Source organism: Natrinema versiforme (assembly GCF_005576615.1).
In the GTDB taxonomy this organism is placed as follows: Archaea; Halobacteriota; Halobacteria; order Halobacteriales; family Natrialbaceae; genus Natrinema; species Natrinema versiforme_A.
Map to the genome: position 1 here is coordinate 332220 of NZ_CP040332.1, position 26689 is coordinate 358908.

The window sequence follows — 26689 nt, forward strand, 5'->3', positions numbered from 1 at the left end:
TCGAACAGCGCGGAGAGTGCCGCTAAATGTGGGTCTACCGTCCCCTTCGTGTGTGCTGGATTTCCCGGATACTTCGGCAAACTCTTATCCGATATCTCCGGCTTCAGTCGGTGCGGATAGTTGATACGAACAGTCTCGCGGATGATTCCCGTACAGTCGAGCAGCGACACGCAATAGCAGAGATGACTCTCAACAGAAACGATACGGGACTCGGAAGGGTGACGAACAACGAAACGGGAACGGGAAAGCGACGGGAGACGTCCGGACGGGGGATTCGACGCGTGCTGTGGTGGCTCATCGGCGGGTCGCGCGGCGGTGAGAACCGGCTTCGAATTATCCGCGCGATACAGGACCAACCGAGAAACACCAACCAGCTCTCTACGGCCCTTGACCTCAACTACAAGACCGTCGAACACCACCTCGAGCGGCTCGTCGAGCACTGCGTCCTCCTCACGAACGGGGACGGGTACGGCGAGTTGTACTTCCTCTCCGATCGGTTAGCGGAGAACCTCGACGTGTTAGACGAAATCGTCGACGAAGCGGGGATTGAGATCGCGAATGCGAAAACCGATCGCTAGAACGCTCGTCGTTACGGGTACCGGGCTCGTCTGTGCAGTGGTGGGAGCCGCTCTCTTGCCGTCTCTCGGCCATGGCCTCGCACACGGACCGAAAGAAGGTTCGCTGCCGTTGCTCTCCTCTTCGTTCGGGCAAAGCTGTTCATCACGACGTTCAATCTCGTCATATTAGTCATCCTCACGCGGACCGACGTCGGTATCTATCGGGGGTTATCGAACAAGTACACGCGAAGTCTCATCGTATTGAGCGCCGTGTTGCTCCTGTACGCACTCACGAGCAACCCGCTCTGCCAGCTCCTTTTGTACGACCGAAACCGACTCTCGGGGTGTTCCTCTTTCTCCCCGACCTATTCGTCGGCATCGCGATCAGCGTGCTCTACTACCAGAGCCAGGCGTGATGGAGCAATCCTGACAATTCGAGCGAGAAAGTCGTCCTGCCGATTCGAGTGAGAGCGGTTCGATTGCGATTCGAGAGTTCTCCGGTGGCCGGTCCGAGACACACCTCTATCGAAGTGTTCGTGCGTGTAGCTCACTCGCATCTCGAGAACGGATATTTCGGGAACGGTCCTCATCCCGCTCGTTCACGGTATTCGCTCGTGGCTGCCAGCGGCGACATCTCCGCCGTTCTGATATATGATCCCGTTCCCCTTTTATACCCCCTCTGGGATCGAGGAAGAATATCGTCTTCAGAAATCGACAGGAGTAAACCGCCTCTGGAGATAGAGTGACGAAATGAGTCGTGATGGGAAACAGTCAGTAAACGAGGTGATCGGAGCGGTCACCCGAGCGTTGATCCCGACCATCACCACAAACGAAATGCGTCGACGCGTTTGCGAGCAGTTCGCAGCATCGGAGTTGTACTCCTTCGCGTGGATCGGGCGCTATAATCCGAAGACAGAGGCGATGATTCCGACAGCCTCGGCCGGGATCGCGGAGCAGACGCTCTCTGAAGTCACCATCACCGAGGAGTCACCCCGAGCGGAACTGATAAACGAGGCAGTGCGGACGCGGGAGATTACGGTCGGACGGAATCTCGTTGACGATCCGCCGTGCGAGGATCGGCGCGACCACGCCCTCGAACACGACTACCGAACTTTCGCGGTCGTCCCCCTCGGTTACGACGAGACGCTGTACGGTGCCTTGCATCTGGCTACCGATCGGCCGCACGGGTTTGGCGCGGCCGAGCGAGAATCGCTCGCAGAGAGCGGCGTAACGATCGCATACGCCTTCGAAAATGCGGAATCGTCCGCGAATACCGACGGCACCGAGCGCGAGGACGCGGCGGCAGAGACGACGAGAGTGCCCGTGCAGTCCGAGCGGGAGCGGCGGCTCTACGAGACGATCATCTCCAGTACACCCGACCTCGTCTACGCGTTCGACCTCGACTACCGCTTCATATTCGCCAACGACGCACTGCTCGAGATGTGGGGCCAGACCTTCGAAGAGTCCGTCGGAAAGACCCTGCTGGAAAACGGCTACGAGCAATGGCACGCGGAGATGCACGAACGCGAGATCGACCAGGTCGTAGAGACGAAAGAACCCGTCCGCGGCGAGGTGGCGTTCCAACACGCTGAGCACGGCCGCCGTATCTACGACTACATCTTTGCTCCGGTACTCAACGACGAGGGGGAAGTGGAAGCCATCGCCGGGACAACGCGCGATATCACCGAGCGCAAGGAGGTCGAGGAGGCGCTTCAGGAGAGCGAGGAGCGATTCCGGGCGTTGGTCGCCGCCAGCTCGGACGTCGTGTATCGCATGAGCCCCGATTGGAGCGAAATGCACCACCTCGAAGGCAAGGAGTTCATCCCCGATACGCACGAATCGACCAGCGAGTGGCTTGAGAGATACATTCATCCGGACGACCACGAGCGTGTCATGGAGGCCATCAACGAAGCGATCCGGACCAAGAGCGTCTTCGAACTAGAACACCAGGTAGAGCAGGTCGACGGGAGCCTGGGCTGGACGTTCTCGCGCGCGGTACCGATGCTGGACGAGGACGGTGATATCACCGAGTGGATCGGGATGGCGAGCGACATCACCGACCGCAAAGAGTACGAGCGGGAACTCGAACAAACCAACGCGCAACTGAAACGCTCGAACGCGGAACTCGAGCGATTCGCCCACGCCGCCTCCCACGACCTTCAAGAGCCGTTACGGATGGTCTCGAGCTATCTCCAGCTGCTCGAGAATCGCTACGGAGACGACCTCGATGCCGACGCGAGGGAGTTCATCGAGTTCGCTGTCGATGGCGCGGACCGGATGCGGGAGATGGTCGATGCGTTGCTCGAGTATTCACGGGTCAACACCTGTAAGGAGAACTTCGAGCAGATCGACTGTGAGACGGTCCTCGAGGAGGCGATGGAGAACCTTCAGATGGCAATCGACGAACGCAATGCCATCATCACGTCGGACGAACTGCCCACTGTGAGCGGCGATGAACGCCAACTCATTCAGCTCTTCCAGAACCTCCTCGATAACGCTATCACGTATGCGGACGATGGCCCACCGACCGTCCACGTTTCCGCCGAGAAGCGGGACGACGAGTGGCTGTTTTCGGTCCGCGACGACGGGATCGGGATAGCCCCGAAGAGGACGGACGACATCTTCGAGGTGTTCAACCGCCTCCACGCTCCCGACGAGTACGAGGGAACTGGTATCGGTCTCGCGATTTGCAAACGCATCGTGATGACGCATGATGGCCGTATCTGGGTCGAGTCCGACCCCGGCGAGGGAACGACGTTCTTCTTCACAATCCCGGATAACACGGAGTGAAAACGACAGAGGAGGGAAGATAACAGCGGAGATAAGACGAGAGAAGAGTGCGTGATCAATAGAGGGAGAGATCTAGATCTGTTAGTCGAGGATACACTTGATCGAGAATACTCCTCGTGATATCCGTCTCATCCACGAGATGTGGAACTCTCTGCAAACGGACGCCCCTCTATCGATGTGTCTCTCGAAGTGTCTCTCGAAATCGGCTTTCGCTCGAGACGGGATCGTTCGGAGACGTTCCGGAGAGAGCGAATGGACCGCGACACAGACACCCCTCTATCGATGTGTTCTCTCTATAGGGAGAGACGGTATCCGGACGTCTGAGCGGATAGTCGATCGAGATGAAAATCGTTCAATCCGTATCGGCCCGGAAATCGTCTGATACGCCTGTTCAGACCGTCTCTCTCCTCGAGGAATTTCGTGAAGTGGAAAGGCAAGGGAAACGACAGACTCACTGCAGTTCGGAACACATCGAACACATCGATAGAGGGGTGTGTGAGTGTATCGTCTAGAAAGCTAGAAGAAAGGAAGCAAACGGAATCACTCAAATACCCGTGATCGATGTCCTGACTGTTCTTCTCCTGAAATCTCTCGAGTCATCGTTCTTCTCGCAGTTTCGCTATCGAGCGTACCCCCTCCCGCTCGAGGGACCAAACACATCGATAGAGGGGTGTCTGTCTCGCGACGGACTCGATCCTCGAACACATCGTCAGTCGTCGTTGCTATCCCGACGACGTCCCGTCTCAGCCGAGTCGAAATAGCGCATATCATCCACTCAATCGGAGAAATACACATCGATAGAGGTGGGGCAACATTTTTCTTTCTCCTCTGTATGGATCACCGTATGGACGACTTCGACGATCCTCGAGATGGATCGGGGACATCGAAGGATGAAGCGACGGAGCGGGTCGAATCCTCGTCTGATTCTACGATACCCGAGACGACTCCCTCCTCGACCGGCTCGGCGACGGCCGGTGAGTCACAATCGATCGAAGAGATGTTACTGGAGTTCGACCAACAGGAGGGGCTCATTCGCGATCGGTCGCTTCTCGACCCGAATCACATCGTCTCCGAGGATCGGATCGTCGGTCGCGACGAGCAGTTACAGGAAGTAACCAAGATGCTCCGCGTCGCTCTCGGGGACAACCGGCCGCCCAATCTCTTTCTCTACGGCCCCTCCGGAACCGGAAAATCGCTGATCACGAAGGCCGTCTGTAAGAACATCAGCAAAATCTGCGAGACGCGAGACATTCGGTTCGGGACGATCGAAGTCAACTGCCAGGATCTCGATACCCTCGGCGTCGCCGTCTACGAACTCGCGAGTCGCGCGGCGGACGAAGCGGCCGTCGAGGTACAGGTCCCGAAACACGGCGTCGCGACGAAAGAGAAGTGGGACGAACTCTATCGGATCGTCAACGAAAACTTCGACTCGGCAGTGTTCGTTCTCGACGAACTCGACATGCTCGTCGGCCGACGGGACAAGCAGGACCCAGCCTTCTCCCGTCTCCTCTATCAGCTCTCTCGAGCCGGCGCGAACAACGACCTCACTGCTCACGTCTCCGTCGTCGCGATTTCGAACGACACGAAAATGATGGAGTCCGTGGGGAGCCGCGCCCTGAGTTCCTTTACCCCCGAAGACGTCCACTTCGACGACTACGACGCGAACCAGCTCCAGTCGATTCTCCGTCGCCGGCGAGACGCCTTCTACGACGACGTTCTGGACGAGGACGTTATCCCGCTGGCAGCGGCCTTCGCGGCCCAGACCCACGGCGACGCTCGCAAGGCGATCGATCTCGTTCGAGTCGCCGGTGAACTCGCGGAACGCGAAGGCGACGAGCGCGTTCGCGAGGAACACGTCCGCGAAGCACAGGACAAAGTCGAGAAGAATCGGGTCCTCGAGGTCGTCCGCGGTATCAGCACACAGAAGAAGCTTTGTCTCTACGCGACGGCCGCCGTCGCTTCGGAGACGGACGACGAATCCGCTCGCAGCACGACTGGCTACCGCGTGTACCAGTTCCTCACGGATGCGATCGACGCCGAACAGTACCATCAGGAGACCTACGTCAACAAGATGAAGGAAATGACGACGTACTCGCTCGTCGACTTCGAACGGCGGAGCCACGGCCCCAGTTCGGGGATGTTCCTCGAGTTCCAGTTCGGAGAGCGTCCCGAGACGATCCTCGAAACGCTTCGCGAGGATTCGCGCCTCGAAATGGTCTCCGTGGACGAGGTCTCGAGCGTCGTCAAAGCACAGGTTCGAAACGAGACGTAAGTCGTTGTTCGTCGGGCCCCGCTATCGATGTGTTTCTCCGCGGTCGCCATCGTTGTCGTCCAATCCGGAAAGGTGAGTACAGTCGTCTCATCTCAGTACACACCGTTATCGATGTGTGATCTTCGGTTTGATGTCCTGATAGACGGAAAATATGGAGTTTGGAAATTCAATCCGATACGGATACCTATCCTCGATTATCGCCAGTTCGGGGAGTCTCTCGTTTCTCATCACTTTCTCAATTATTGAGAAATTAGACACACCTCTATCGAAGTGTTTCCGTCCCCAGCCGACAGCAGTGGCTGTCAAGAGAAAAATAGGAAAAGAACAGCGGACAGAGTGGTGTTAACTTCGAGTGTGATACGCACAGCCATTGTTCAAAGAAAGGCGAGAGTATACTACATCGTTATATCTGATATGTGCTCATCGATGGAACCCTCATTTCTATTAGATATCTAACAGCGTCGTAAACAGTTACGGATACTGGATCCGCACCCAGATAAAATAGAGTACAGGAGGTATGAGATTGGATTTTACTCCGGACATGGTGGTGTGGGGTTCGTAGAAGTGACTCACTCGGTAGGTGGGGATTCTGATATTGGAATTAGTAATCTGAATTACTGAAATTCGGCTAATGACGTATTTTCGTCGGTCGTATCGCCATCGAGTAAGTGCTCTTGAATGGAGTCGTGGATACCGACGTCGTCGAGGACCTCATCGAGTGCCGACAGGATGAGTTCGATGTCCATATCGAGTGTATACTCGCGATACGTTCCCCCGCGTCGGCCCTCGTTTCGTTCGGTGACCGAGACGAGTCCGAGCATGGCCAGTTCCGCCAGATGATCGCGCATCCGGCGCGGAACAAGCGGGTCCCGCCCGGCTCGCTGTGCGAAGTTGGTGTACCGGGGCCGGACGTCTCGTGAACGGACCGGAGTCTCGTTTTGGAGATGCAGCGTGAGCAGGGAGTACAACACGAGATGACCGTGCTGAGTGAGTCCGCTGATCCCCTCTTCGATCCGGCCGCGTTCCAGATCGTGACGGCCTGCCTCTACGTGGGTTTCGGCGACGGTCGTCGTCTCGGCTTCCTCGCGAGCGAGATCGCCGGCTTTCATCAGGAGGTCGATCGACTGGCGAGCGTCGCCGGCGTCTTTCGCACCATAGGCGGCACACAGCGGGATCACTGCATCGTCGAGGACGTCGTCGTGAAACGCGACCGCCGCCCGCTGCTCGAGGATTTTCTGCAGATCGCTCGCGTCGTACGCGGGGAAATGGATCTCCTGTTCACAGAGCGAACTCTTTACCTTTGGGGAGAGGTCGTCTCGAAACGAGAAATCGTTCGAGATACCGATAATCCCAATTTTCGCTTCGGAGAGGTTATTGTTCGCACGCGCTCGCGGAAGCTGATAGAGGATCGAGTCGTCTTCGACGTGGTCGACTTCGTCCAGAACGATGAGATTGGTCCCGCCGAGATCGTCGAGGTCGTCCCAGAGCATCTCGTAGACCGTCGCTCGCGGGTAGCCGGTCGTACTGATCTGATTCGTTTCGTCTCGGAGTTCGTTGACCAGACGCGTCGCGATCTGATACGAGGACGTGAGGCCGTCGCAGTTGAGGAAGGTGAGCCGGAGATCGATATCGTCGTACTGACTGGCGTCTTCCTCGAGGTGGGAAAGCAAATATCTGGTTGCGGCGGTCTTTCCGACGCCGGTCTTGCCGTAGAGAAAGACGTTGTTCGGTTGTTCGCCGTTGATCACGGGCTGGAGCGCAGCCTGATACATCTGGATTTCTTCGTCGCGACCGACGAGTTGCGCCGGTTGGTAATCCTCCCGCAGCGCGTCGCGATTCCTGTAGATTTCGGTGTCTCGTTCGAACAGGCTCATTCGGACTGTCTCTGGGAGTGTGTCTCTCGGCAGGGTTTATAAAACCACACCGTCCGGAGTGTCCGCAGTTCTTCTCACTTATATCAAACCGAGGAACACACCCACCCCACTGTGTCCGCAGTAATAGGTCTACGAGAGGGGGATGGTCTCAGACGACCATCTAGACTACAGAAGTTTTAATGCAATCTACTGAGAGCTAGTCCAAATGGCAACTATAGTTGATATTTCAGATCAGGCATGGTCTGAAATATATTCTCGCAGATCAGGCCACCCCCGTTCGTCCGGAAGAACAGCGGACATGGTGGGGTGGGTGTGTCGGCTTCCGTAATCGACCGGCAGCGGGATCGGATTGCTTCGTCTCTTTCCGCCGCTGTCTGCCTATACCGTCCGATTGACTGGTCTCTTCGGACTGAGCTCTCCGAGTAGCAACGGTGCCGACTCCGTTCTCTTACACCACGATGTCCGCTGCTCTTGGTTCGCTTCTTCCCCATGGAACAGCGGACATCGTGGTGTCAGTCCGTCCACTCTACTCCTTGCGAGTTACGTTACCTCGGAGCACCCCACACCACCGTGTCCGTTGTTATTTTGATATTTCGATCGAAAACTGCGGACATGGTGGTGTGATGTCGACAGAACCGACCTTCCTAACTCCGTTGCACCGCTCATCCACCGCCGACACTCGCTTTCGCGAGCCTCGAGCCCGAGTCATCATCTCGGTCCGACCTCGATCCGATCACGCGTCCACGGCTAGACGCTCTATCGCACTTTCGATGTATGGAGGGACCGTTCCCGTAATCAACCTCTGTATCGGTTTATGGGTTAGGCTAATTCGTTAGGCTAACTGGAATGTGGTCGGACGTAGTTCTCACTGGTTTCCGATGCCGGACTCACCCGCTTCGAGTTCTCGAGCGAACGGAAACAGGAACTCAGAGCGAAACCGAATTGCTTCCGTCGACGCTCAGAACTTCACGCTCGAGTCGTACTCGGAAACGTCGGCAGCTGTTGGCTCGTCCGGATCGACGCGAACGTCGATCAGTTCCGGTCCGTCCGCTCGTGCCAGTGCAGTATCGACTGCGCTCTCGAGTTCCGAGAGCGTCCTCACAGTCTCGCCCCGACAGCCGAATCCCTCCGCGATGGCGGCGAACTCGGGAGACGACCAGTCGAACCGATGCCCCTCTGCATACTGATCGATTTCCGGCGACTTACTGATGACTCCGTAGTCCTGGTTGTTGAAGAGGATCGTGACCACGTCTAGGTCGTACGCCGCCGCCGTATGCAGCTCCTGTAAGCACATCATCGCCCCGCCGTCACCGGTCAACGCGACGACCGGCCGATCCGGCACGGCGAGTTTCGCGCCGATCGCAGCCGGTAGTCCGACGCCCATTCCCGCCCACGACCCGGAAGTAACGTACGCCTCGGGTTCGTACGTCTCGAAGGTCTGCTTGGCCCAGAGACGGAAGCCGCCGATATCGGTCGTCACAACGGCCTCTCGCGGCAACACCTCGCGAAGCGTCCGGAGCGCGCCGGCCGTCGCGATCGGCGTCTCGTCCTCGAGCAAGCTGCAGGCACGAAGCCGGTCGTCGTACTCCGAGCGAACGCGGTCGCCGATGGACGCCCCGTCCCAAGCGGTGTCGGGACGCGACGCAGAACGGAGTCCCGCTCGTAGCCGATCGACCGCGCTGGCGACGTCCGCAACGATCGCGATATCGGCGTCGTAGGCGATGTCGATGCGACTCGTCTCGAGGGTAACGTGAACGAGTTCGTCACCCATCGGCAGCGACCAGTCGGCGGTCGTCACGCCGTCGAACCGGGTGCCGAGCGCGAGGACGACGTCGGCAGCCTCGAGGGTCTCGTTCGCTCCTGACGGGAGATGACTGCCCGTGACACCGAGCCAGCGCGGATCGTCCTCGGGGAAGACGCCCTTTCCTTTGTAGGACGCGACGACCGGCGCGTCCAGCGTCTCAACGAGGGCCCGAATCGCGTCCGGGTCTCCCGTTCGGCGGGCACCGACGCCGAGGTAGACGACCGGTCGCTCCGCGTCGGCGAGCAGTTGCTTTGCGTCTTCGTACTCGGCGTCGCCGCCGAAGCGACTCGTCTGCGGATCGATCGTTACGGCCGGTGAGCGGAACTCGGCCTCGAGGAGGGACTTCGGAACGCCGAGCCGGACCGGTCCGCGCGGGGGTGTGAGTGCGGTTTCGATCCCCGAACGGATCGCCTGCTGGAACTCGACCGGCCGCTCGACCGAGACGTTCTCCTTGACGACGGTGTCGTACGTCTCGGGTTCGATTTCGTGGATCGGCCCCTTCCCGCGGTCGGCCGGATCGGCGTCGGCGGCGACGTGGATCAGTGGAACGCGGTCGTCGAGTGCGTTCTTCAACCCGTGCATCGCGTTCGTGTCGCCGGGGCCGGGGACGGTAAGCGTCGCGGCGACCTCACCTCCAGACTCGTAGTATCCCCATGCGATGTGCGGGATCGCCGTCTCGTGGCGCGCCATCACGTATCGAATGTCCTCTCGGCGCTCGACGGTACGATCTAACGGGAGCGTCTGCGTCCCGGGGAGCCCGACGAGGAGGTCGACCCCGGCGTCAACGAGGGCATCGTACAGTTGCTCACTGCCGGGTTGGGCCGGCGGACCGTCTCTGTTCCAGGCATCGCTCTCGAGTCTGATTGGAGCGACACAGCGCAATAAATACCGTCGGTCGTTCTCGATTAACTGCTCGGCTCATCACGAAAACGGTCATCGTCGAGACGATCGGCGGCCGTTGAGGCGGCCGGCGGCGAGATATTCGTTCACGGGAAGACGAACCCGTCGAAGCCACTGGCTTTTCGGACCGACCGGTCAGTACGCCTCGTCCTGCGCGTCGACGGTCGCGACGGCCGCGAGGTTCACGATGTCTTTGACCTCGTCGCCCCGCTGGAGGACGTGGACCGGCTCGTCCATCCCGACGAGCATCGGCCCGATCGCGTCCGCACCGCCCAGTCGCTGGAGCAGCTTGTAGCCGATGTTACCCGCCTCGAGGTTCGGGAAGACCAGCACGTTCGCCGGCTTCTCGAGGTCGGTAAAGTCGTAGGTGCCGGTCAGCATCTCCTCGACGACGGCCGTGTCGGCCTGCATCTCGCCGTCGACAGGGAAGTCGACTGCAGGGTCCTCGCGGAGGCGACGGGCCGCCTCGCGGGGTTTTCGCGTGCCCTCGTTGTCGACGCTGCCGAAGTCCGAATAGGACAGCAACGCGGCGCGGGGTTCGACGTCGAACCGGCGAGCCAGTTCGGCGGTGTGACGGGTGACCTCCTCGAGGACGTCCTCGTCGGGGGCCTGATTGACGGTCGCGTCGGCGACGAATATCACACTGTTTTTGAACGTGAGCATGTAGACGCCCGCGGCGTAGTCGGCGTCATCCGCCGTGCCGACCACCTGTAGCGGCGGCCGGAGCGCGGACGGATAGTGGTTCGTCAGGCCGGTCAGCAGCGCGTCGGCGTCGCCGCGGTCGACCATCACGCTGCCGAAGTAATTGGTGTCGTCGCGGATCATCGACGCTGCCTCACGACGGGTGACGCCGTTGCGCTTCCGGCGTTCGTAGAGGTGGTCGGCGTACCCCTCGTAGTCGCCGCTCTCGGGGTCGACTACGTCCGGTTCGAACTCGAGGCCGAGGTTCGCGATCGTGCCGCGAATGTCGTCCTCGTCGCCGATCAGGACCGGTTCGGCGATCCCCCGTTCGACGATCTGGGACGCCGCTCGAACGATCGTCTCGTCGGTCCCTTCGGCCAGCGCGATCCGCTTGGGGTCGGACTTGGCCTTGTTGAGGACGACGCGCATCATCTCGCGGGATTTCCCGAGGCGGGCCTCGAGTCGCTCGACGTACTCGTCGATATCGATGTCGACGCGGGCCGCTCCCGAGTCGATCGCAGCCCGTGCGACCGCGGGGGCGACTTCGAACAGGACACGGGCGTCGAGGGGCTTCGGAATGATGTAGTCGGGGCCGAACTGTAGCGGTTGATCACCGTAGGCTTTGACCACCGAATCGGGAACGTCTTGTTTGGCCAGATCGGCCAGCGCCGACGCCGCCGCGACCTTCATCTCCTCGTTGATCTCGGTGGCACGTACGTCGAGCGCACCGCGGAAGATGAAGGGGAAGCCGAGGACGTTGTTGACCTGATTCGGATAATCCGAGCGTCCCGTTGCCATGATAACCGTATCATCGCGGGCGTCCTTGGCCGCCTCGTAGCCGATCTCGGGATCCGGATTCGCCATCGCGAAGATGATCGGATCCGCGGCCATCGAGCGGACCATCTCCTGACTGACGATGCCGCCAGCGGAGAGGCCGACGAACACGTCCGCACCTTCCATCGCGTCTGCGAGGTCTCCCTCGGGCAGGTCTCGAGCAAACTCCCGGTTGTACTCGTTGAGGTCGCCGGATTCCGCCCGCTGGGTCGTCAAGATGCCGTCGATATCGCACATCGTGATGTTCTCGCGTTTGACGCCCAGAGAGACGTAGAATCGGGCCGTCGCGAGCGCTGCCGCGCCTGCACCGGCGAAGGTCACCTCGAGGTCTGCGAGATCCTTCCCGGAGATTTCGACGGCATTGAGCAGTGCCGCGCCCGAGATGATTGCCGTGCCGTGCTGGTCGTCGTGGAACACCGGGATCGACAGCCGCTCGCGCAGTTGCTCCTCGATGGTGAAACAGTCCGGTGCCGCGATGTCTTCCAGATTGATCCCGCCGAAGGTCGGTTCCATCGCGGCGACCGAGTCGACGAACGCGTCCGGATCGTCGAGATCGAGTTCGATATCGAAGACGTCGATGTCGGCGAAGCGCTTGAACAGGACGCCTTTCCCTTCCATGACGGGCTTCGAGGCCTGTGCGCCGATATCGCCGAGCCCGAGCACGGCCGACCCGTTCGAGACGACGCCCACGAGGTTCCCCTTCGTCGTGTACTGGTACGCCTCGCCCGCGTCCGCGTCGATCTCTCGACACGGCGCGGCGACACCCGGCGAATATGCGAACGAGAGGTCTCGCTGCGTGTTCGTCGGTTTCGTCGTCGATATCTCTATTTTCCCCGGCGGGGCGGTCCGGTGATACTCGAGCGCGTCTTCGTCCATTATCGTCTCGAGTGTCTCCGGCCGACCGATAAAAGTGTGCGGTTGCGCTCAATTGTTCCCATCTATGTGAAATAATAGGTTAGAAATGACCGCAAACGTTGCGACAGCCACCAGAGAAACAGTTCGGATATCATCCGAAAATGAGTCGGCCCTATTTTGGTGTCACTGCCGATATTTAACCACCTCGTCGACTCTCGTAGCGGCCCTCGAGTCTCGGTTGTGGATCTCGAGGCGAGACCATGGAGCGGACTCACTCGAGAGCGGGAGACGGATGTCGACCACATCGAACGGATCGTTGACGGAGTCCTCACTCGATGAATCAATCCTCCAGACGCTGTGTTAGACTGATACAAGCAAGAGACGTCCGATGAGAACAGCAGGATGACTCGAGATATACACCGAACGTAACGCTGACCGTTTATATTGAACTGGAGCTTATCCCGTCGTAGCAGACACACCCCTCGTTGCCGCTGTATAGCTGCTTGAAATTGCTTCTACCGACTGAAGTCCTGAGATGTAATTATCCGGCTGATCTAGCTGTCAGTTTGTGAGGAAGGAATGCCGAGTTACCATTACGATTAAATACTAGTGCTTCAAAACGACCACTAAGTGAATTGAACGCAAAATCGTTCAAGCGGTATTGAACGCAGATTTCTGCTCGAGACGAACTGTACCGCAACTTTCTCGGTCTAATTTCTGCTGTCACGCTGTTTTTCATTGGGTCCTACGGTCGCCGGACTGTTTCAACTTGCGTGGACCATCGGATCGTTACAGCGGCAACGAGGGGTGTGTGTCTCCTAATACAGCGGCACTCCGCACTCACTACTGTTCGAATGAGCGTATCTCTTCCCTATATCCGAATCTATACAGCGGAAATGCGGTGCGTCTTCTCATTTCCGATCCTGTTTTGATCAGCACCACTGGGAACTCTGAGTTCAACTCGTATACAGCGGCATTCCGGGGTGTCGATGATCTATACAGCGGAATTTCGGGGTGGCGTTGATCCCAATACAGCGGCACTCCGGGGTGTAACTCGCGACCAATAGCGACTCACACCCTTGAATTACCATCCATACAGCGGCAACTCGGCTCCGAACGTTTATGCCAGATGAGTGTGACGTGCCATCAAGCGAATGTCGGGCCCGACCAACTATTTCGGAAGTGAAAATGAAATCTTCCAAAACAAGGAGTTGTTGCAAGTTTCTCATCTACCGGATGGTGATCGAATCATCGGTCGCGAAGATGAACTCACAAATTTAGCGAACGCGATCAAGCCTGCGACGCGTGGGAATACGCCGAACAATGTCCTCGTCTACGGAAAAACGGGAACTGGAAAATCTCTTTGTTCGAAGTTCATCACGAATCAGGCTGTGAATCAGGCCGCAAGCAATGATATCTCGATTGGTGTCGCCTATATCGATTGTTTGCAGGAATCAACGGAAACGCAGGCCGTCCAATCTATCGGTTATCAACTGAACGAGCCGACGAAAACTGACGTATCAATTCCTCATTCCGGTCTTAGTACATCGGAATATTATCGCCGCCTCTGGCGAATTGTTGACGACCGGTACGATGTTGCCCTGATAATCCTCGATGAAGTCGACAAGATTGAGGACGACGACATTCTTATGCAACTCTCTCGAGCGGTTGAGTCGGGGAAACTCACCAAAAGCACAATTGGCGTGATCGGGATTTCGAATAAGGTTCGGTACAAGGAGTCCCTTGACGAGCGAATCAAGTCGAGTCTCTGTGAGCGCGAATATGTCTTCTCACCATATGATGCGAATCAGATCCGAGAGATACTACATTCGCGGTCTGATGCCTTTCATGAAGGTGTCCTCGATGAAGCCGTTATCCCTCGAGTAGCTGCACTCGCTGCTCGCGAGCATGGTGACGCGCGAAAGGCGATCGACATTTTCAGATTTGCTGGAGAGATTGCCGAGGAAAATGATCACGATGCCGTCGCTGAGGAATGCGTTGAACAGGCCCATGAACGTGAGGAAACCAGCCGTCTCGCTGAACTAATCTCGAAGAGTCCGAGCCATGCGAAACTGGTGCTTGAAGCAATGGCCTTCTTGTCTCAACAGAAAGGTGGCGATGATGCACCGATCACGACCAACGAAGTGTTTGATCTCTATAAGAGCCTCTGCGACCGTGATGGCTCTGACCATATCAAACTGCGCCGTGTTCGCGATATTCTGTCTGAGCTTGAATTCCTATCGATAATTAAGCAAGAGCGTAAATGGGCGGGGAAGGGCAAAGGGAACTATATGGAGAACAGATTGATTGACGATCCACAGGTCATTATCGCTGCTTGTAACGAATCTGAGTGACAGCACTTTTCGGAATGATCGATCCGTGTGACTGTCTTGATAGACGGTCGCAAACGGCAGATAAATCGGCTAGCTGACAGCGCGCTAGACTCGCCGACGTCTACGAGGGTTTCGCTCTTCTGCGCCTCTTGGATCGCTTTGCGCTCCAATGGTCGGCGAATCGAAGATTTACCTCGACAGCAGAACGCAAAGTGTTCTGCGGACGGTGTCGCCGTCGCGGGCCACCATTGATAAAATAACTGCCATAATTGATGGAGAGTGGTATTGGGTATACTCTACAATAGATATAGAAACATGGCTAATTCTCGATGTCGTAGTGTTCGGACGGCAAGGCCCCGGCCCAGCCGCTGCGTTCTGCATCATTTGATCGAGAAACACAATCTCGACGGCACAGTGTTTCTCATTAACGGCTACAAATATCTAACTGCACTCTCCCGGAAGGATTGAACGGTCAACTCAACTATGTCAAGAGAAATCTGATCGAAAAGTGGTTTTATGGCTTCAAAATGCGGGTTGACCGCTTCCATAACTCGTGGGAAAGTTGGGCAAGAATCAGCGAATGGATTGAACAGTTTGCACACTACTACAATACACAATGACTACATTAGTCACTCACTGGAGAGATTCTATCGGAGGTACTAAACTAGACTGTGCCACGTATCTCAAATTTTGAAGACCGTTTGGGAACGCGAATCTGACAGTCGATAAAATATACTACCAGTGACATCTATACTGCCAGAAACTCCTACTTTGAACGACGTCGCCATCACGCCGCGGCGCATTGTCGAACGCTTTATCGTTGTGAACCGTATGACGACCCATTCGAAGGTTCAGTTGAGGATGACTGCGAGATCTAACACCGCATTCGACGCAGGGGGCGATACCGAGGCCGAAATCGACGATCAGCGGGCCGCGTATGATTTCGTCTCGGACGACGTGGATCGACCCGCACTGGTCGACGAGCTCCGCGACCGTGTCGACGGCGACGTCCGATTCGACACCTACACGCGGCAGCTGTACGCGACTGACGCGAGCGCGTACGAACTGACACCGATCGGCGTCGTCTACCCGAAGTCGACCGCCGATGTCGCCGCGACCGTCGCGTACTGTGCGGACCGCGAGATCCCGGTCCTCCCGCGCGGCGGTGGGACGAGCCTCGCGGGACAGGCGGTCAACGAGGCCGTCGTGCTCGATTTCACCCGTCACATGGACGGCATCGTAACCGTCGATCCCGATCAGCAACGGGCCCGCGTCGAGGCCGGGACGGTGCTCGGCGACCTCAACGAGGCGCTCGCTTCGCACAATCTGAAGTTCGCGCCCGACCCGGCTGCGGGGGACCGAAGCGCGATCGGCGGTGCGATCGGGAACAACTCGACCGGCGCTCACTCGCTCGTCTACGGGAAGACCGACGCCTATCTCGAGGAGTGCGAGGTCGTACTGGCCGACGGAACAGTCGCCACGCTCGGCGAGATATCCGTCGCGGAACTCCGCGAGTCCGCCGATTCCGAGGGGGACCTCCTCGAGCGGATCTACGCGGAAGTCGTCCGGATCATCGACGAGGAAGGTGACGAGGTGCGGGAGCGATTCCCGGATCTGAAGCGTAACGTCTCGGGGTATAACTTCGACGTACTCGTCGAGGAAGCCGAGACCGGGACTGTCAACCTCGCGCGGCTGCTCGCGGGCAGCGAAGGGACCCTCGCTGTGGTCACCGAAGCCGAGGTGTCCCTCGAGCCCGTCCCGGAGACCAAGGCTGTGTCCCTGCTGTTTTACGAGAGCGTCCTCGAGGCCGTAACCGACGTGCAACACGTCCTCGAGCACGAACCGGCCGCGGTCGAGCTCATCGATAACGTGCTCCTCGGGCTGGCCCGGGGGACGACCGAGTTCGAGGCGGCAGCGTCGCTCGTCCCCGACGAGGCCGAGGCGGGGTTACTCGTCGAGTTCTACGCCGAGGACGACGATCACGGCCGCGAGCAGACTGCCTCCCTCCTCGCGGATAGGGTTCCGGGGACCGGGACCGAGGCGACGCCGGCCGAGGATCGACCGGCGATCGACGAGACGATCGCGTTCGCCGGGCTCGAGGCTCACGAGGAAGCCGAGCGCGAGACCTTCTGGACGCTGCGCAAGGCCGGGCTGCCAATCTTGCTCTCGCGGACCTCCGACGAGAAGCACATCAGCTTCATCGAGGACTGTGCGATCCCGCCCGAACACCTCCCCGAGTTCGTCGAGCGGTTCCAGTCGCTGCTGGCCGAGAAGGGCCGCGACGACGACGCGGCCTTTTATGCTCACGCCGGGCCGGGGGTGCTCCACGTCCGCCCGCTGGTCGATACGAAGGCCGACCGGGACCGCGAGGACATGGTCGCTATCGCCGACGAGGTCACCGACATGGTCGTCGAGTTCGGCGGCAGCGTCTCCGGCGAGCACGGCGACGGTCGGGCCCGCACCCAGTGGAATCACAAGCTCTACGGCGACGACCTCTGGCAGGCCTTTCGCGATCTGAAGACCGCGTTCGACCCCGACTGGCTGCTCAATCCGGGCAACGTCTGCGGCGACCACGACATGACCGAACACCTCCGGTACGACGCCGACTACGAGTACGACGCGGGACTCGAGCCGTCGCTGAACTGGGACAACGAGAACGGCATGCAGGGGATGGTCGAACTCTGTCACGGCTGTGGCGGCTGTCGCGGCGAGCAGGAGACCACGGGCGGCGTGATGTGTCCGACCTACCGGGCGGCCGACGAGGAGATCACGGCGACCCGCGGCCGGGCGAACCTCCTCCGACAGTCGATGAGCGGCGACCTGCCGGACGACCCGACCGACGACGAGTTCGCCGAGGAGGTGCTCGACCTCTGTATCGGCTGTAAGGGCTGCAAGCGGGACTGTCCGAGCGGTGTCGACATGGCGAAGCTCAAGACCGAAGTCATGCACGAGCGTCATCAGGAACACGGCGCGAGCCTCCGGGACAGGCTCTTCGCTAACTTCGATACGCTCGCCGCAGTCGGCAGCGCGTTAGCACCGGTCTCGAACCTCGCCCAGTCGCTTCCCGGTTCGGACGTGCTCGCCGAGAAGACGGTCGGAATCGCGAGCGAGCGGTCGCTCCCCGAATTCAGCCGCGAGACGCTCCAGGACTGGTTCGAGGGGCGAGGCGGTTCGCGCGTTTCCGAAGCCGAGGCCGAGCGAAAAGCGGTCCTGTTCGCCGATACCTACACGAATTACAGCCATCCCGAGGTCGGCAAGGCGGCGGTGCGCGTCTTAGAGGCCGCGGGCGTTCACGTCGACGTGGCCGGCCGGACCGACAGCGGCCGGCCGGCCCTGTCGAAGGGGTTCGTCGACGCCGCCCGCGACGCCGTCGCGAAGAACGTGGCGGCGCTCGAGCCGCGGGTTCGCGAGGGCTGGGACATCGTCGTGGCGGAACCGTCCGACGTCGTGATGTTCCAGTCCGACGCCCTCGACTTGCGGTCGGGGAAGGCTGTGGAGTCGTTCGCCGCGAACGCCTACGGCCTCTGTGAGTATCTGGATACGTTCCGGCTCGATGAGGCCGTCGAGTGGGCGGCACCCGCCGACTCGGTCGTCTACCACGGTCACTGCCATCAGAAGGCGGAGAAGAAAGACCACCACGCCGTCGGCGTACTCCGGCGGGCCGGCTACGCCGTCGACCCGCTCGATTCGGGCTGTTGTGGCATGGCCGGCACGTTCGGGTACGAGGCGGAACACTACTCGCTGAGTCAGTCCATCGGCGATATCCTCTTCGACCAGATCGAAGACAGTGGTGCCGAGGTCGTCGCCGCGCCGGGGACGTCCTGCCGGACCCAGCTCGGCGACAGTCGGATCGAATCGGTCCCCGCCGACAGCTCGCTCGCCGGGACCTCGCTCGACGGCGAGGCGCCCCCGACGCCGATCGAATTGCTCGCACACGCGCTTCCACGCTAGTGGTCGGGTACTAGCCGTTGAATTCACGAATCACGACAATTTTCCCGTTGTGTTGCCGAGCATCGGTCAATGAATCGATCGGAAGCGGTCGAGGCGATTCGGTCACCAATATTCGCGTTCTCCCTCGCTATCGCTGTCGCCGTCGCGACGTGGCTGCTCGCCTCGGGGTCGACGGCGACGATGCTCGCCATCACGCTCTTCTGTATCGTCCTCTGGGTTCTGACGCCGGTTCCGCCCTCGTACACGGGGCTGATCGGCCTCGGGCTGATCGCCGTGACCTTCTCGACGGAGTTGGCGCTCGTCGGCTTCCAGAAACCGGCGACGTGGCTCATCGGGTTCGGGTTACTGATGGGCGAAGCGACACGCCAGAGCGGTCTCGCGAGCGGGGTCGGACGGTGGCTCGCGACCAGAACCATCGGCGACCCGACCGAGGCCGATTCGGTCCGAACCTACCGCCGACTGCTGCTCGCGCTCTCGATCGGTGCCCACGCGCTGGCCTTTCTCGTCCCCTCGGCGCTCGTCCGCATCCTCGCACTCGCACCGATCCTCCGCGAACTCGGCTCGCTTTTCGACTCCCGAGCGGCTCGAGTCGGCCTCTATCTCGGCCCGTTGTTCGCGACGTTTTACGGCTCCGCGGGCATCCTGACTGCGGACCTGCCGAATATCATCATCTCGGGCTTCAGTCAGTCGATCGCCGGACACACCATCTCGTGGTCCGAGTGGTGGCTCCACATGTACCCCGTCATGGGCCTCGCCCGCGTGTTACTGGTCATCGGGATCGTCTACGCCTTCTTTCGGCCGTCAGCCGACTCGAGTTTCACGCTCCCCGAGAGTGGGCCGACGGACGGTGCCGCCCAACGACGGATGCTGGCGTTCCTGCTCGTCGGCGCGTCGATCTGGGCGACGGATTTCGTCCACGGGTTCCATCCGGTGATCGGTGCGGTCGTCGTCGTCATCCTCGCGTTCCTGCCGACCGTCGGCGTCGCCGACTTCGACACCGCCGGTCGCGATGTCGATTTCTCGATCCTGTTCTTTATCGCCGCGGTGTTCGCCATCGGCGACGGACTGACCGAGACCGGATTCACCGATCGCTCGGCGACGTACCTGCTCGAGTTGATCCCGACGGACGGCTCGCTCGCGGTGATACTCGCCTCCGTCTTTTTCATCACGTTCGCACTCACCTTCCTGATGGAGGGGTTGGCCGTCGCGAGCGTTCTCACTCCGATCCTGATCCCCTACATCGACGCGGCGGGACTTCCGTTCACGCCCGTTTTGTTGGCCGAGGTACTGGCGCTGAGTTCGTACTTCTTTCCCTACCAGTCGGCGGTCCTCATCGTCATTCTGACCGAGGGTGATCTCGAGACGCGGGAACTGATCGTCACGACGGTCGCGTGTTCGGTCGCGACGATCGTGGTCTTGCTTCCGATCCAGTTCGGTCTGTTTAGCGTCTTCTACTGAGAGGGACTCCTCGAGCGGGCTCGCGTTCGGATCGAGCGAGAGTGAGGACTCGATCCCCCGACGGAGTTCATAGCGTTCTGTTTCGGTTATTCCTGTAGCCTATCCAGACAGGCTAACTGATCAGCCTAATTCATTAGCCTTCCTTGTAAGGTGGTCCCTCTCTCCGAACCAGCTGCTTCCGAAGCTATCGATCGGCGACTCCGGGTGCGCGTTCTGCAGGAACTCGAGCAGCGAGCGTTACCGAAGAGCGAGGATTGTGTCCCGGTCCATGACCGATCGAATCAGCCGATTCAGATGCGCGGACTCGCCCACCCATCGAGACCTCCTGTTCTCTCGGCGAGTTGGGTCCCTCGTTCGCATCGATCGGTGCTTTCGACGTGAGCACCGATCAAACGTGCACTCGATCGCGAGTACAACGATTAGGCTATCTCGTTAGGCCAACTAGTTATGCTTCCGAGTAGGGTTGGTTAGCAATCTGCTACCGCTGGCACACCGATGCAGCCTACCCGATTCGATTTCCCTGATCGAAATGCCTGTTGGGATAGGTAGGCAGGCCTGGCTGTTAGGCTTCAAAGTTAGTCCCACTGGTTAGGTCAGCTAGCTATTCTGGCTGGCCCGTCTGCATTTCGATTAGGCCTACTGAATAGGCCAACCGAACGGACTTCTCGAGCCGAGGGCCGGGTACGAACCCTCTCTGTGGGCTACTCCGTTAGTCTCCCCAGTCGGCCTAACCGAATAGGTGGGCCGAATAGCCTATTTAGAACCCCTTCCTCGGGCCCTCGGTTAGCTTCGTCGAGCCTGCCGACTGCTACTCCTCTCCGTGTAGGCTACTCGGCTTTACCCGTCTGTCTCTGCCCTCATCTTCCGGCTGGCGGGGCAACTGCTTGCCAAACCCACTAGTTAGTTAGTCTAACTGGTTGGCCTAACTCAATGGCCTACTGAGTGCGTATGGTGAAGTATTATATTCGGGAAGGCTAACTAACTCGTATGCTCACATATACGACCTACTCGGAGGCGGGCGGCGTCGGCAAGTCGACGATCGGTGCGGCGCTGCTCGAGGCTCACGCCAATCACGGACTCGACGTGCTCGCGATCGATATGGACCAGCAAAACGGCTCGCTCACCTACCTCCTCGACGTCGACGCTCCCCGCGACGACAGTCAGGCGGATAACATCGTTCGACACCTGATCGACCGACCGAAGGGTCCGCTCGAGGATCTCATTCACGAAACCGAATCCGGCTTCGATCTCCTCCCGAGCCACAACATGCTCGAGAACCTCGAGGATCTGCTCAATCGCGCACAGCAGATGGCCGACGATCTCGGCGAGGGCGACGACTTCGATCCCTACGACCGACTTCGGCAGGTGCTCCTCGAGTCCAGCATCCCACAGGAATACGACGTGATCGTCGTCGATCCCCCGGCCACCGCGGGCCCCCACCTCTACAACGCCGTGTCGGCCACACGGAGCTTAGTGATCCCGGTCGAGCCCACCGGCAAGGGAATGCAAAGCGTCCTCGGGTTAGAAGAGCTCGTCGACGGCCTCGAGGATCGACTCGAAGCCGAGATCGGTGTCCTCGCGGCCGTCCCGAACGGCGTCGGCCGAACGTCCGATCAGGAGCGGTACCTCACGGAGATCCGTGATCGGGGCTATCCCGCCCCGGTTGCGATCCGCGAGCGATCGTCGCTCTTCGAAGGCTGCTGGGATCAACAGTGTACCCCGCGACACTACGTCGAGGAATACCGCGACCGGCAGCGCGACCACGAGATGGAAACGCTCGAGAAGATCGATCAGTTGGCGACGGAGATCGAGGAGGTCGACGACCGATGAAGAAGGGCTCCGGGAGCGATCCGTTCGCGGAGGTCCAGGAGGAAGCCGAATCGGAACCGGACGCGAACGAAGAGCAGGCCGTCGACGACGAGTCCGATTCCGAACCGGCCCAGCCGGTCACTGAAGACATCGACTCTCAAGCGGAGTCCGAGACGGATGGCGATCAGAACGAGGAGACTACCGCCGACTCGAGCGAGGCGGTCATCGGAGAGCCGCCCCAAAACGGTGCTGACGACGGCGGCGTTCCGTGGGTTTACGTCCGGGATACGGTCAAGCAGGACCGCGAGATGGTCCAGTTCTATCTCCGGGATTACGTCGTCGACGCGGAGGACGATTTCGTCGATGCGGTCAGCGACCGACTCGGGACCGACGTTTCGAAGACCGACGTTCGGGAAGCGGCCTACGAGGCGGCGATGCACAACGTCGACGAAGTCGTCGACCGACTCGAGGCGTGGGGCTTCGAATCGGAGGACTGACACCGCCCGTTGCCACCGTGAGTCTCGGGTGAAGGCGCACCCGTAAACGTGCGCTTGAATCGCGGGACGTTGACCGGAACGGGGATTACGTGCCTGCCGCCGACGGCGGCCAGAACGGAAGTCCACGCGAAAGCCAGTGTAGACTCACAGTCTGTACGTCATCAGACCTCGTCTGATGGAATCCTCAACGAAGCGAACGGCCCCGCCGTGAGCGAGTAGGGGGAGGGGAGGAGGTAATTTACTTATCTACTGCGGGGAGTGAGACTGAGAACGTCGTTCCATCGTCCGGTTCCGAATCGATCCATATTTCGCCCCCATGACGCTCGACGATTCGCTTGCACAACGCGAGTCCGATACCCGTTCCGTCGTGCTCCTCACGCGAGTGAAGGCGTTGGAAAATCTCGAAGATCCGGTCTTGGTCATCGGGGTCAATGCCGATCCCGTTGTCGCTGACCGATACGACCCACTTTTTACCGGCTCGTTCGGCCGAGATATGGACTTGGGGAGGCGCATCGCCTCTATATTCGATGGCGTTCTCTAGTAGATTCTGGAAGACCTGACGGAGTTGGCTGGCGTCACCCTCAACCTCGGGTAAGTCCTCACTCGTAATCTCCGCATCGTGCTCCTCGATCCGAAGCTGGAGATTATCTACAACACCGTCCAGAACCATCTCTAGGTCGATTGGTTCAAAGGGGTCTCCCTGGGTCTCGACCCGGGAATATTCGAGCAAGCCGTCAATAATCTCTCGCATTCGGTCCGCGCCATCCACAGCGAAGTCGATGAATTCACGGCCATCCTCGTCGAGTTCGTCGCTGTAGCGTTCCTCGAGCAACTGGAGATAGCTGGATACCATCCGCAGTGGCTCTTGGAGATCGTGGGAGGCCGCGTACGCGAACTGCTCGAGGCGCTCATTTGACTCCTGTAACTTCTGCTCGAAGGTCTTTCGGTCGGTGATGTCCCGTGCCACACCGACCATCCGCGTCAATCCGTCTTCGTCTTGAATGGGCCGACCTGGGGCTTCGATCCAGCGCTCTTCCCCGTCCCGATCAATGCGAATCTCTTCGTATTTCGGCTCGCCAGTGTCGAGTGATTCTCTGATCTTCTCTTCGATCATCTCTCGGTCGTCGGGGTGGACGATCCCGATGAAATCGTCCCAGGTTTCGACTGTGGATCCGTATAACGACTCCGCCGAGGGATAGAAGGACGTCTGATCCTCGTCGATATTCCAGTCCCAGACGATCGCATCTGTGGCGTCGAGGGCGAACTCCATCCGCTCCCGGACACGCTGGAGTTCTCGTTCGCGTTCTTTCCGTTCAGTGATGTCCTGGACAGCGCCGCGGAGCGACACGATTTCCCCATCCTCGAGATCGGGTTCACCGATGACTCGGAGCCATCGCACCTCGCCAGTAGGCGTCTGGAACCGGGTTTCAATGTCGAAGGACTTGCCGGATTGGATCGCCTCATCGATAGCACGCTCAACGTTCGGTCGATCTTCATCGTGGTACACGTCCAATGCTTCATCCAATGGCGGCTCTTCATCGGATTGAATCGCTAAAATCTCGAAAAGATGGTCTGTCCAGAAGACATCGTGCGTGTCTGGGTCAATTTCCCACCCGCCGATATCCGCAACACGCTCCGCACGCTCGAGCAGATCGTACACTCGTTCGAGTTCCTGTTCGCGCTCTTTGCGCTGGGTTATATCTTCGAAGTACACGGAGAGTCCAGACTCGGAAGGATAAATCCGAACCATCGACCAGGTGCCGAGTGGCTCCGAGTACCGTTCAAACCTCATTGGTTCCTGTGTTGCTAAGGCCTCGTCAAACCGTTCGAAGATCGGGTCAGATTTGTCAACATCAAACACTTCCCACGGTTTCTGACCAACGAGTTTGCTGGCCGACTTCCCGATATATTCTTGCGCTTTTTCGTTCACATATTCATACTGGAACTCTTCGTCGAGTGCGTAGAAGGCGTCGTCAATTCGCTCGAAGACATCATCGAGTTCTTGTTCGAGTTGGTCAGTCTGTTTTTCGAGTTGTTGCTCGTACTCGCGCCGGTCAGTCATGTCTCGAGTGACTTTCGTGAATCCTTGAAGCTCTCCGTCGTCTCTGATGGCAGTGATCGTGACGTTCGCCCAGAAGCGCGATCCGTCTTTCCGAATCCGCCACCCTTCGTCCTCGACGCGGCCTTCGGCCGCAGCCCGTTCGAGGTTCTGCTCGGGAACGCCAGCGGCGATATCGTCCTTGGTATAAAACGCCGAGAAGTGCTGGCCGATGATGTCGTCGGCGGAATACCCCTTGATTCGCTCGGCTCCCTCGTTCCAACTAACGACCGTGCCCTCGGGATCGAGCATGAAGATGGCGTAATCCTTGACCGCTCTCACGAAGGCACTGAACTGCTCACTGTCCGGATCGTGACGATCCACCTCGCCTCTCTCAGTGGACCACCACACCCGGGTGAAACCATTGATCTGTTTCGTTCGCAACTCTCCCTGTTCGGTAAGATCCCCCAGATACCCGCGTGCCGTCTGTGGGGGACAGTCCAGTTCTTGGGTAATTTCCTCAACCGATACCGGGGTTTCCGGCTGTTCTAATTGATTAAAGAATAACCGAATATCGTCAATAGCGATATCCGACGAAGAGTCCGAGGTTTCCATTGTCCTCTACTTACGGTGTGAACTAATAAGCCCTTGGCGGAGAGACGTATGCTCAGTATCGGCGGAGGCGTTGCCGCCAGCAGTCGCGAGCGAACGGAACTCTTTCGTCATCACGAGACGGCGCCGCCGCCTCGAACGACCGTGCTTTTCACCGAAGCTAAGCGGGAGCGAAGTTCCCGCGAGGTCCGAGAGAGCGTCGCTCTCTCGAGATTTTGCCGGGACGAGACGGAGTCGCGCCCGTGGATCAAAAGGTGTTCGCGCCTTTCGTCATCACGGAAGACGCTATGCGTCTTCCGAACGACAGCGCAAAAGTTCGGTGTGCAGACGTAGTACCGAACTATCCGATCGCGTTTCAGGCGTTTTCCGAATACAGAGATTGTACTATTTACTAGGAACGTATCTCAGATACGAACCCGAGCACTGACGACCCGACGGCTGTCTTTATGATGCCCTCGTCCGTCGCCCCGATATGGACGCCACTCGCGACGCGGTTCTGGACTGTCTCGGGTCGTTCCCCGACCGCCCCGATCCGGCCGTCGAGACCGTCTCGGTCTCGTCCGCCGACGGGTTCGAGCGCCGCCTCCTCGAGTACGAGGTCGAACCGGGGGACCGAATCCGGCCTATCTGCTCGTTCCCGACGGTATCGACGGTGAGCGCCCTGGGTGCTCGCCGTTCACCCTCACGCGGGCGAGTTCGCCGTTGGGAAGTCGGATCCCGCCGGCCTGAGCGACACGAAAGCATACCATTACGGCGTCGAACTCTGCGAGCGCGGACACGTCGTCTGCTGTCCGGATCTGCTCTGTTTCGAGGACCGACGCCCGTCCGAACGCGAACGGACGGCCGGGACGACCCCCTCGGGGGCTGACTACGAGAAGTTCGTCGCGATGGAGCGCCTGTTGCGAGGCTCTTCTCCAAGCGAAGTATCTCTCGGACCTCGCCGCACGCTCGACGTTCTCGCGGGCCACGAACTGGTCGACCCGGACGCTATGGGGGTCCTCGGTCACTCGTTGGGCGGGCAAGAGGCCGCGTGGCTGTCGTGGTTCGACGACCGGATCGCCGCTGCGGTCGTCTCCAGCGGCACGGCACAACTCGCCGCCGTCCAGCGCGAGCGAATCACCCACAACTTCGCGCTGTACGTCCCCGGCCTGTTGACCGTCGCGATATGGTGGACGTACTGGCGGACGTCGCCCCGACGCCGCTGCTGGTGACCCACGGCACCGAGGACCGAATCTTCCCGCCCGACTCCGTCCACACCCTCGCCGATACCGTTTCCGAGGCCCACGACGCCGGCGCTTCGGAGCGGTTCGAGACGCTCTTTTTCGACGGCGGCCACGAGTTCCCCGCCGACGTTCGCTCGAGCGCCTACGACTAGTTGGACCGCTGGCTCGATCCGTAATTCGGACGCCGGATGTGGTCACTGG

Annotated in this window: 14 protein-coding genes and 1 pseudogene; 11 read left to right on the plus strand and 4 right to left on the minus strand. The window is 59.4% G+C overall.

All coding sequences use genetic code 11. The features are described from left to right. Nucleotides 1-272: 272 nt before the first annotated feature. The 3 genes from FEJ81_RS22490 to FEJ81_RS22505 all read left to right on the plus strand — a co-directional run bounded on the left by FEJ81_RS22490 (nucleotide 273) and on the right by FEJ81_RS22505 (nucleotide 5619). Nucleotides 273-578, plus strand: coding sequence for a winged helix-turn-helix domain-containing protein (locus tag FEJ81_RS22490; protein ID WP_138247489.1), 306 nt, complete (start codon nucleotides 273-275; stop codon nucleotides 576-578). 729 nt (nucleotides 579-1307) lie between these two features. Further along, entirely contained in the window at nucleotides 1308-3347 is a 2040-nt protein-coding gene (locus FEJ81_RS22500; RefSeq protein WP_138247421.1) for an ATP-binding protein, read from the plus strand. Between the two features lie 844 nt (nucleotides 3348-4191). After that, nucleotides 4192-5619 (plus strand): orc1/cdc6 family replication initiation protein, encoded by a 1428-nt coding sequence (locus FEJ81_RS22505; RefSeq protein WP_138247422.1) that lies wholly within the window; start codon nucleotides 4192-4194, stop codon nucleotides 5617-5619. A gap of 614 nt (nucleotides 5620-6233) precedes the next feature. On the opposite strand, the gene FEJ81_RS22510 is transcribed toward FEJ81_RS22505, so the two are convergent. The 3 genes from FEJ81_RS22510 to FEJ81_RS22520 form a co-directional block, all read right to left on the minus strand. Continuing rightward, nucleotides 6234-7493 carry an orc1/cdc6 family replication initiation protein gene (locus FEJ81_RS22510; RefSeq protein ID WP_138247423.1) on the minus strand — a complete coding sequence of 420 codons (1260 nt, stop codon included), beginning with the start codon at nucleotides 7491-7493 and terminating at the stop codon, nucleotides 6234-6236. A 958-nt stretch (nucleotides 7494-8451) separates the two neighbouring features. Then, complete coding sequence (locus FEJ81_RS22515; protein ID WP_229504837.1) at nucleotides 8452-10179, minus strand: thiamine pyrophosphate-binding protein; 1728 nt, start codon at nucleotides 10177-10179, stop codon at nucleotides 8452-8454. Between the two features lie 153 nt (nucleotides 10180-10332). Further along, entirely contained in the window at nucleotides 10333-12588 is a 2256-nt protein-coding gene (locus FEJ81_RS22520; protein ID WP_138247424.1) for an NADP-dependent malic enzyme, read from the minus strand. 1133 nt (nucleotides 12589-13721) lie between these two features. On the opposite strand from FEJ81_RS22520, the gene FEJ81_RS22525 reads away from it, so the two are divergent. From FEJ81_RS22525 to FEJ81_RS22545, 6 genes and pseudogenes are all read left to right on the plus strand, one after another. Then, entirely contained in the window at nucleotides 13722-14921 is a 1200-nt protein-coding gene (locus FEJ81_RS22525) for a Cdc6/Cdc18 family protein (protein WP_138247425.1), read from the plus strand. 247 nt (nucleotides 14922-15168) lie between these two features. Beyond that, nucleotides 15169-15520 (plus strand): annotated as a pseudogene (locus tag FEJ81_RS24050) (IS6 family transposase); the annotation flags it as partial. Between the two features lie 241 nt (nucleotides 15521-15761). After that, nucleotides 15762-18851: an FAD-binding and (Fe-S)-binding domain-containing protein gene (locus FEJ81_RS22530; RefSeq protein WP_138247426.1), complete on the plus strand. Its 3090-nt coding sequence runs from the start codon at nucleotides 15762-15764 to the stop codon at nucleotides 18849-18851. Between the two features lie 69 nt (nucleotides 18852-18920). After that, nucleotides 18921-20309, plus strand: a complete 1389-nt coding sequence (locus tag FEJ81_RS22535) for an SLC13 family permease (RefSeq protein WP_138247427.1) — start codon at nucleotides 18921-18923, stop codon at nucleotides 20307-20309. Nucleotides 20310-21296: 987 nt separating this feature from the next. Continuing rightward, the gene (locus tag FEJ81_RS22540; RefSeq protein WP_138247428.1) at nucleotides 21297-22139 is read left to right on the plus strand and encodes a ParA family protein; all 843 of its coding nucleotides are present in this window, start codon (nucleotides 21297-21299) and stop codon (nucleotides 22137-22139) included. After that, nucleotides 22136-22615, plus strand: a complete 480-nt coding sequence (locus tag FEJ81_RS22545) for a hypothetical protein (protein WP_138247429.1) — start codon at nucleotides 22136-22138, stop codon at nucleotides 22613-22615. The genes FEJ81_RS22540 and FEJ81_RS22545 overlap by 4 nt, the downstream gene beginning before the upstream one ends. A gap of 238 nt (nucleotides 22616-22853) precedes the next feature. On the opposite strand, the gene FEJ81_RS22555 is transcribed toward FEJ81_RS22545, so the two are convergent. Then, nucleotides 22854-25268, minus strand: a complete 2415-nt coding sequence (locus FEJ81_RS22555; protein WP_138247430.1) for a PAS domain-containing sensor histidine kinase — start codon at nucleotides 25266-25268, stop codon at nucleotides 22854-22856. Nucleotides 25269-25930: 662 nt separating this feature from the next. Between FEJ81_RS22555 and FEJ81_RS24055 the strand changes: the two genes are divergently transcribed. Further along, nucleotides 25931-26476 carry a dienelactone hydrolase family protein gene (locus FEJ81_RS24055; RefSeq protein WP_229504838.1) on the plus strand — a complete coding sequence of 182 codons (546 nt, stop codon included), beginning with the start codon at nucleotides 25931-25933 and terminating at the stop codon, nucleotides 26474-26476. Beyond that, on the plus strand, nucleotides 26431-26640 hold the full coding sequence (locus FEJ81_RS24060; protein WP_229504839.1) for a dienelactone hydrolase family protein: 210 nt from the start codon (nucleotides 26431-26433) through the stop codon (nucleotides 26638-26640). Before FEJ81_RS24055 ends, FEJ81_RS24060 begins: the two co-directional genes overlap by 46 nt. Nucleotides 26641-26689: the final 49 nt, after the last annotated feature.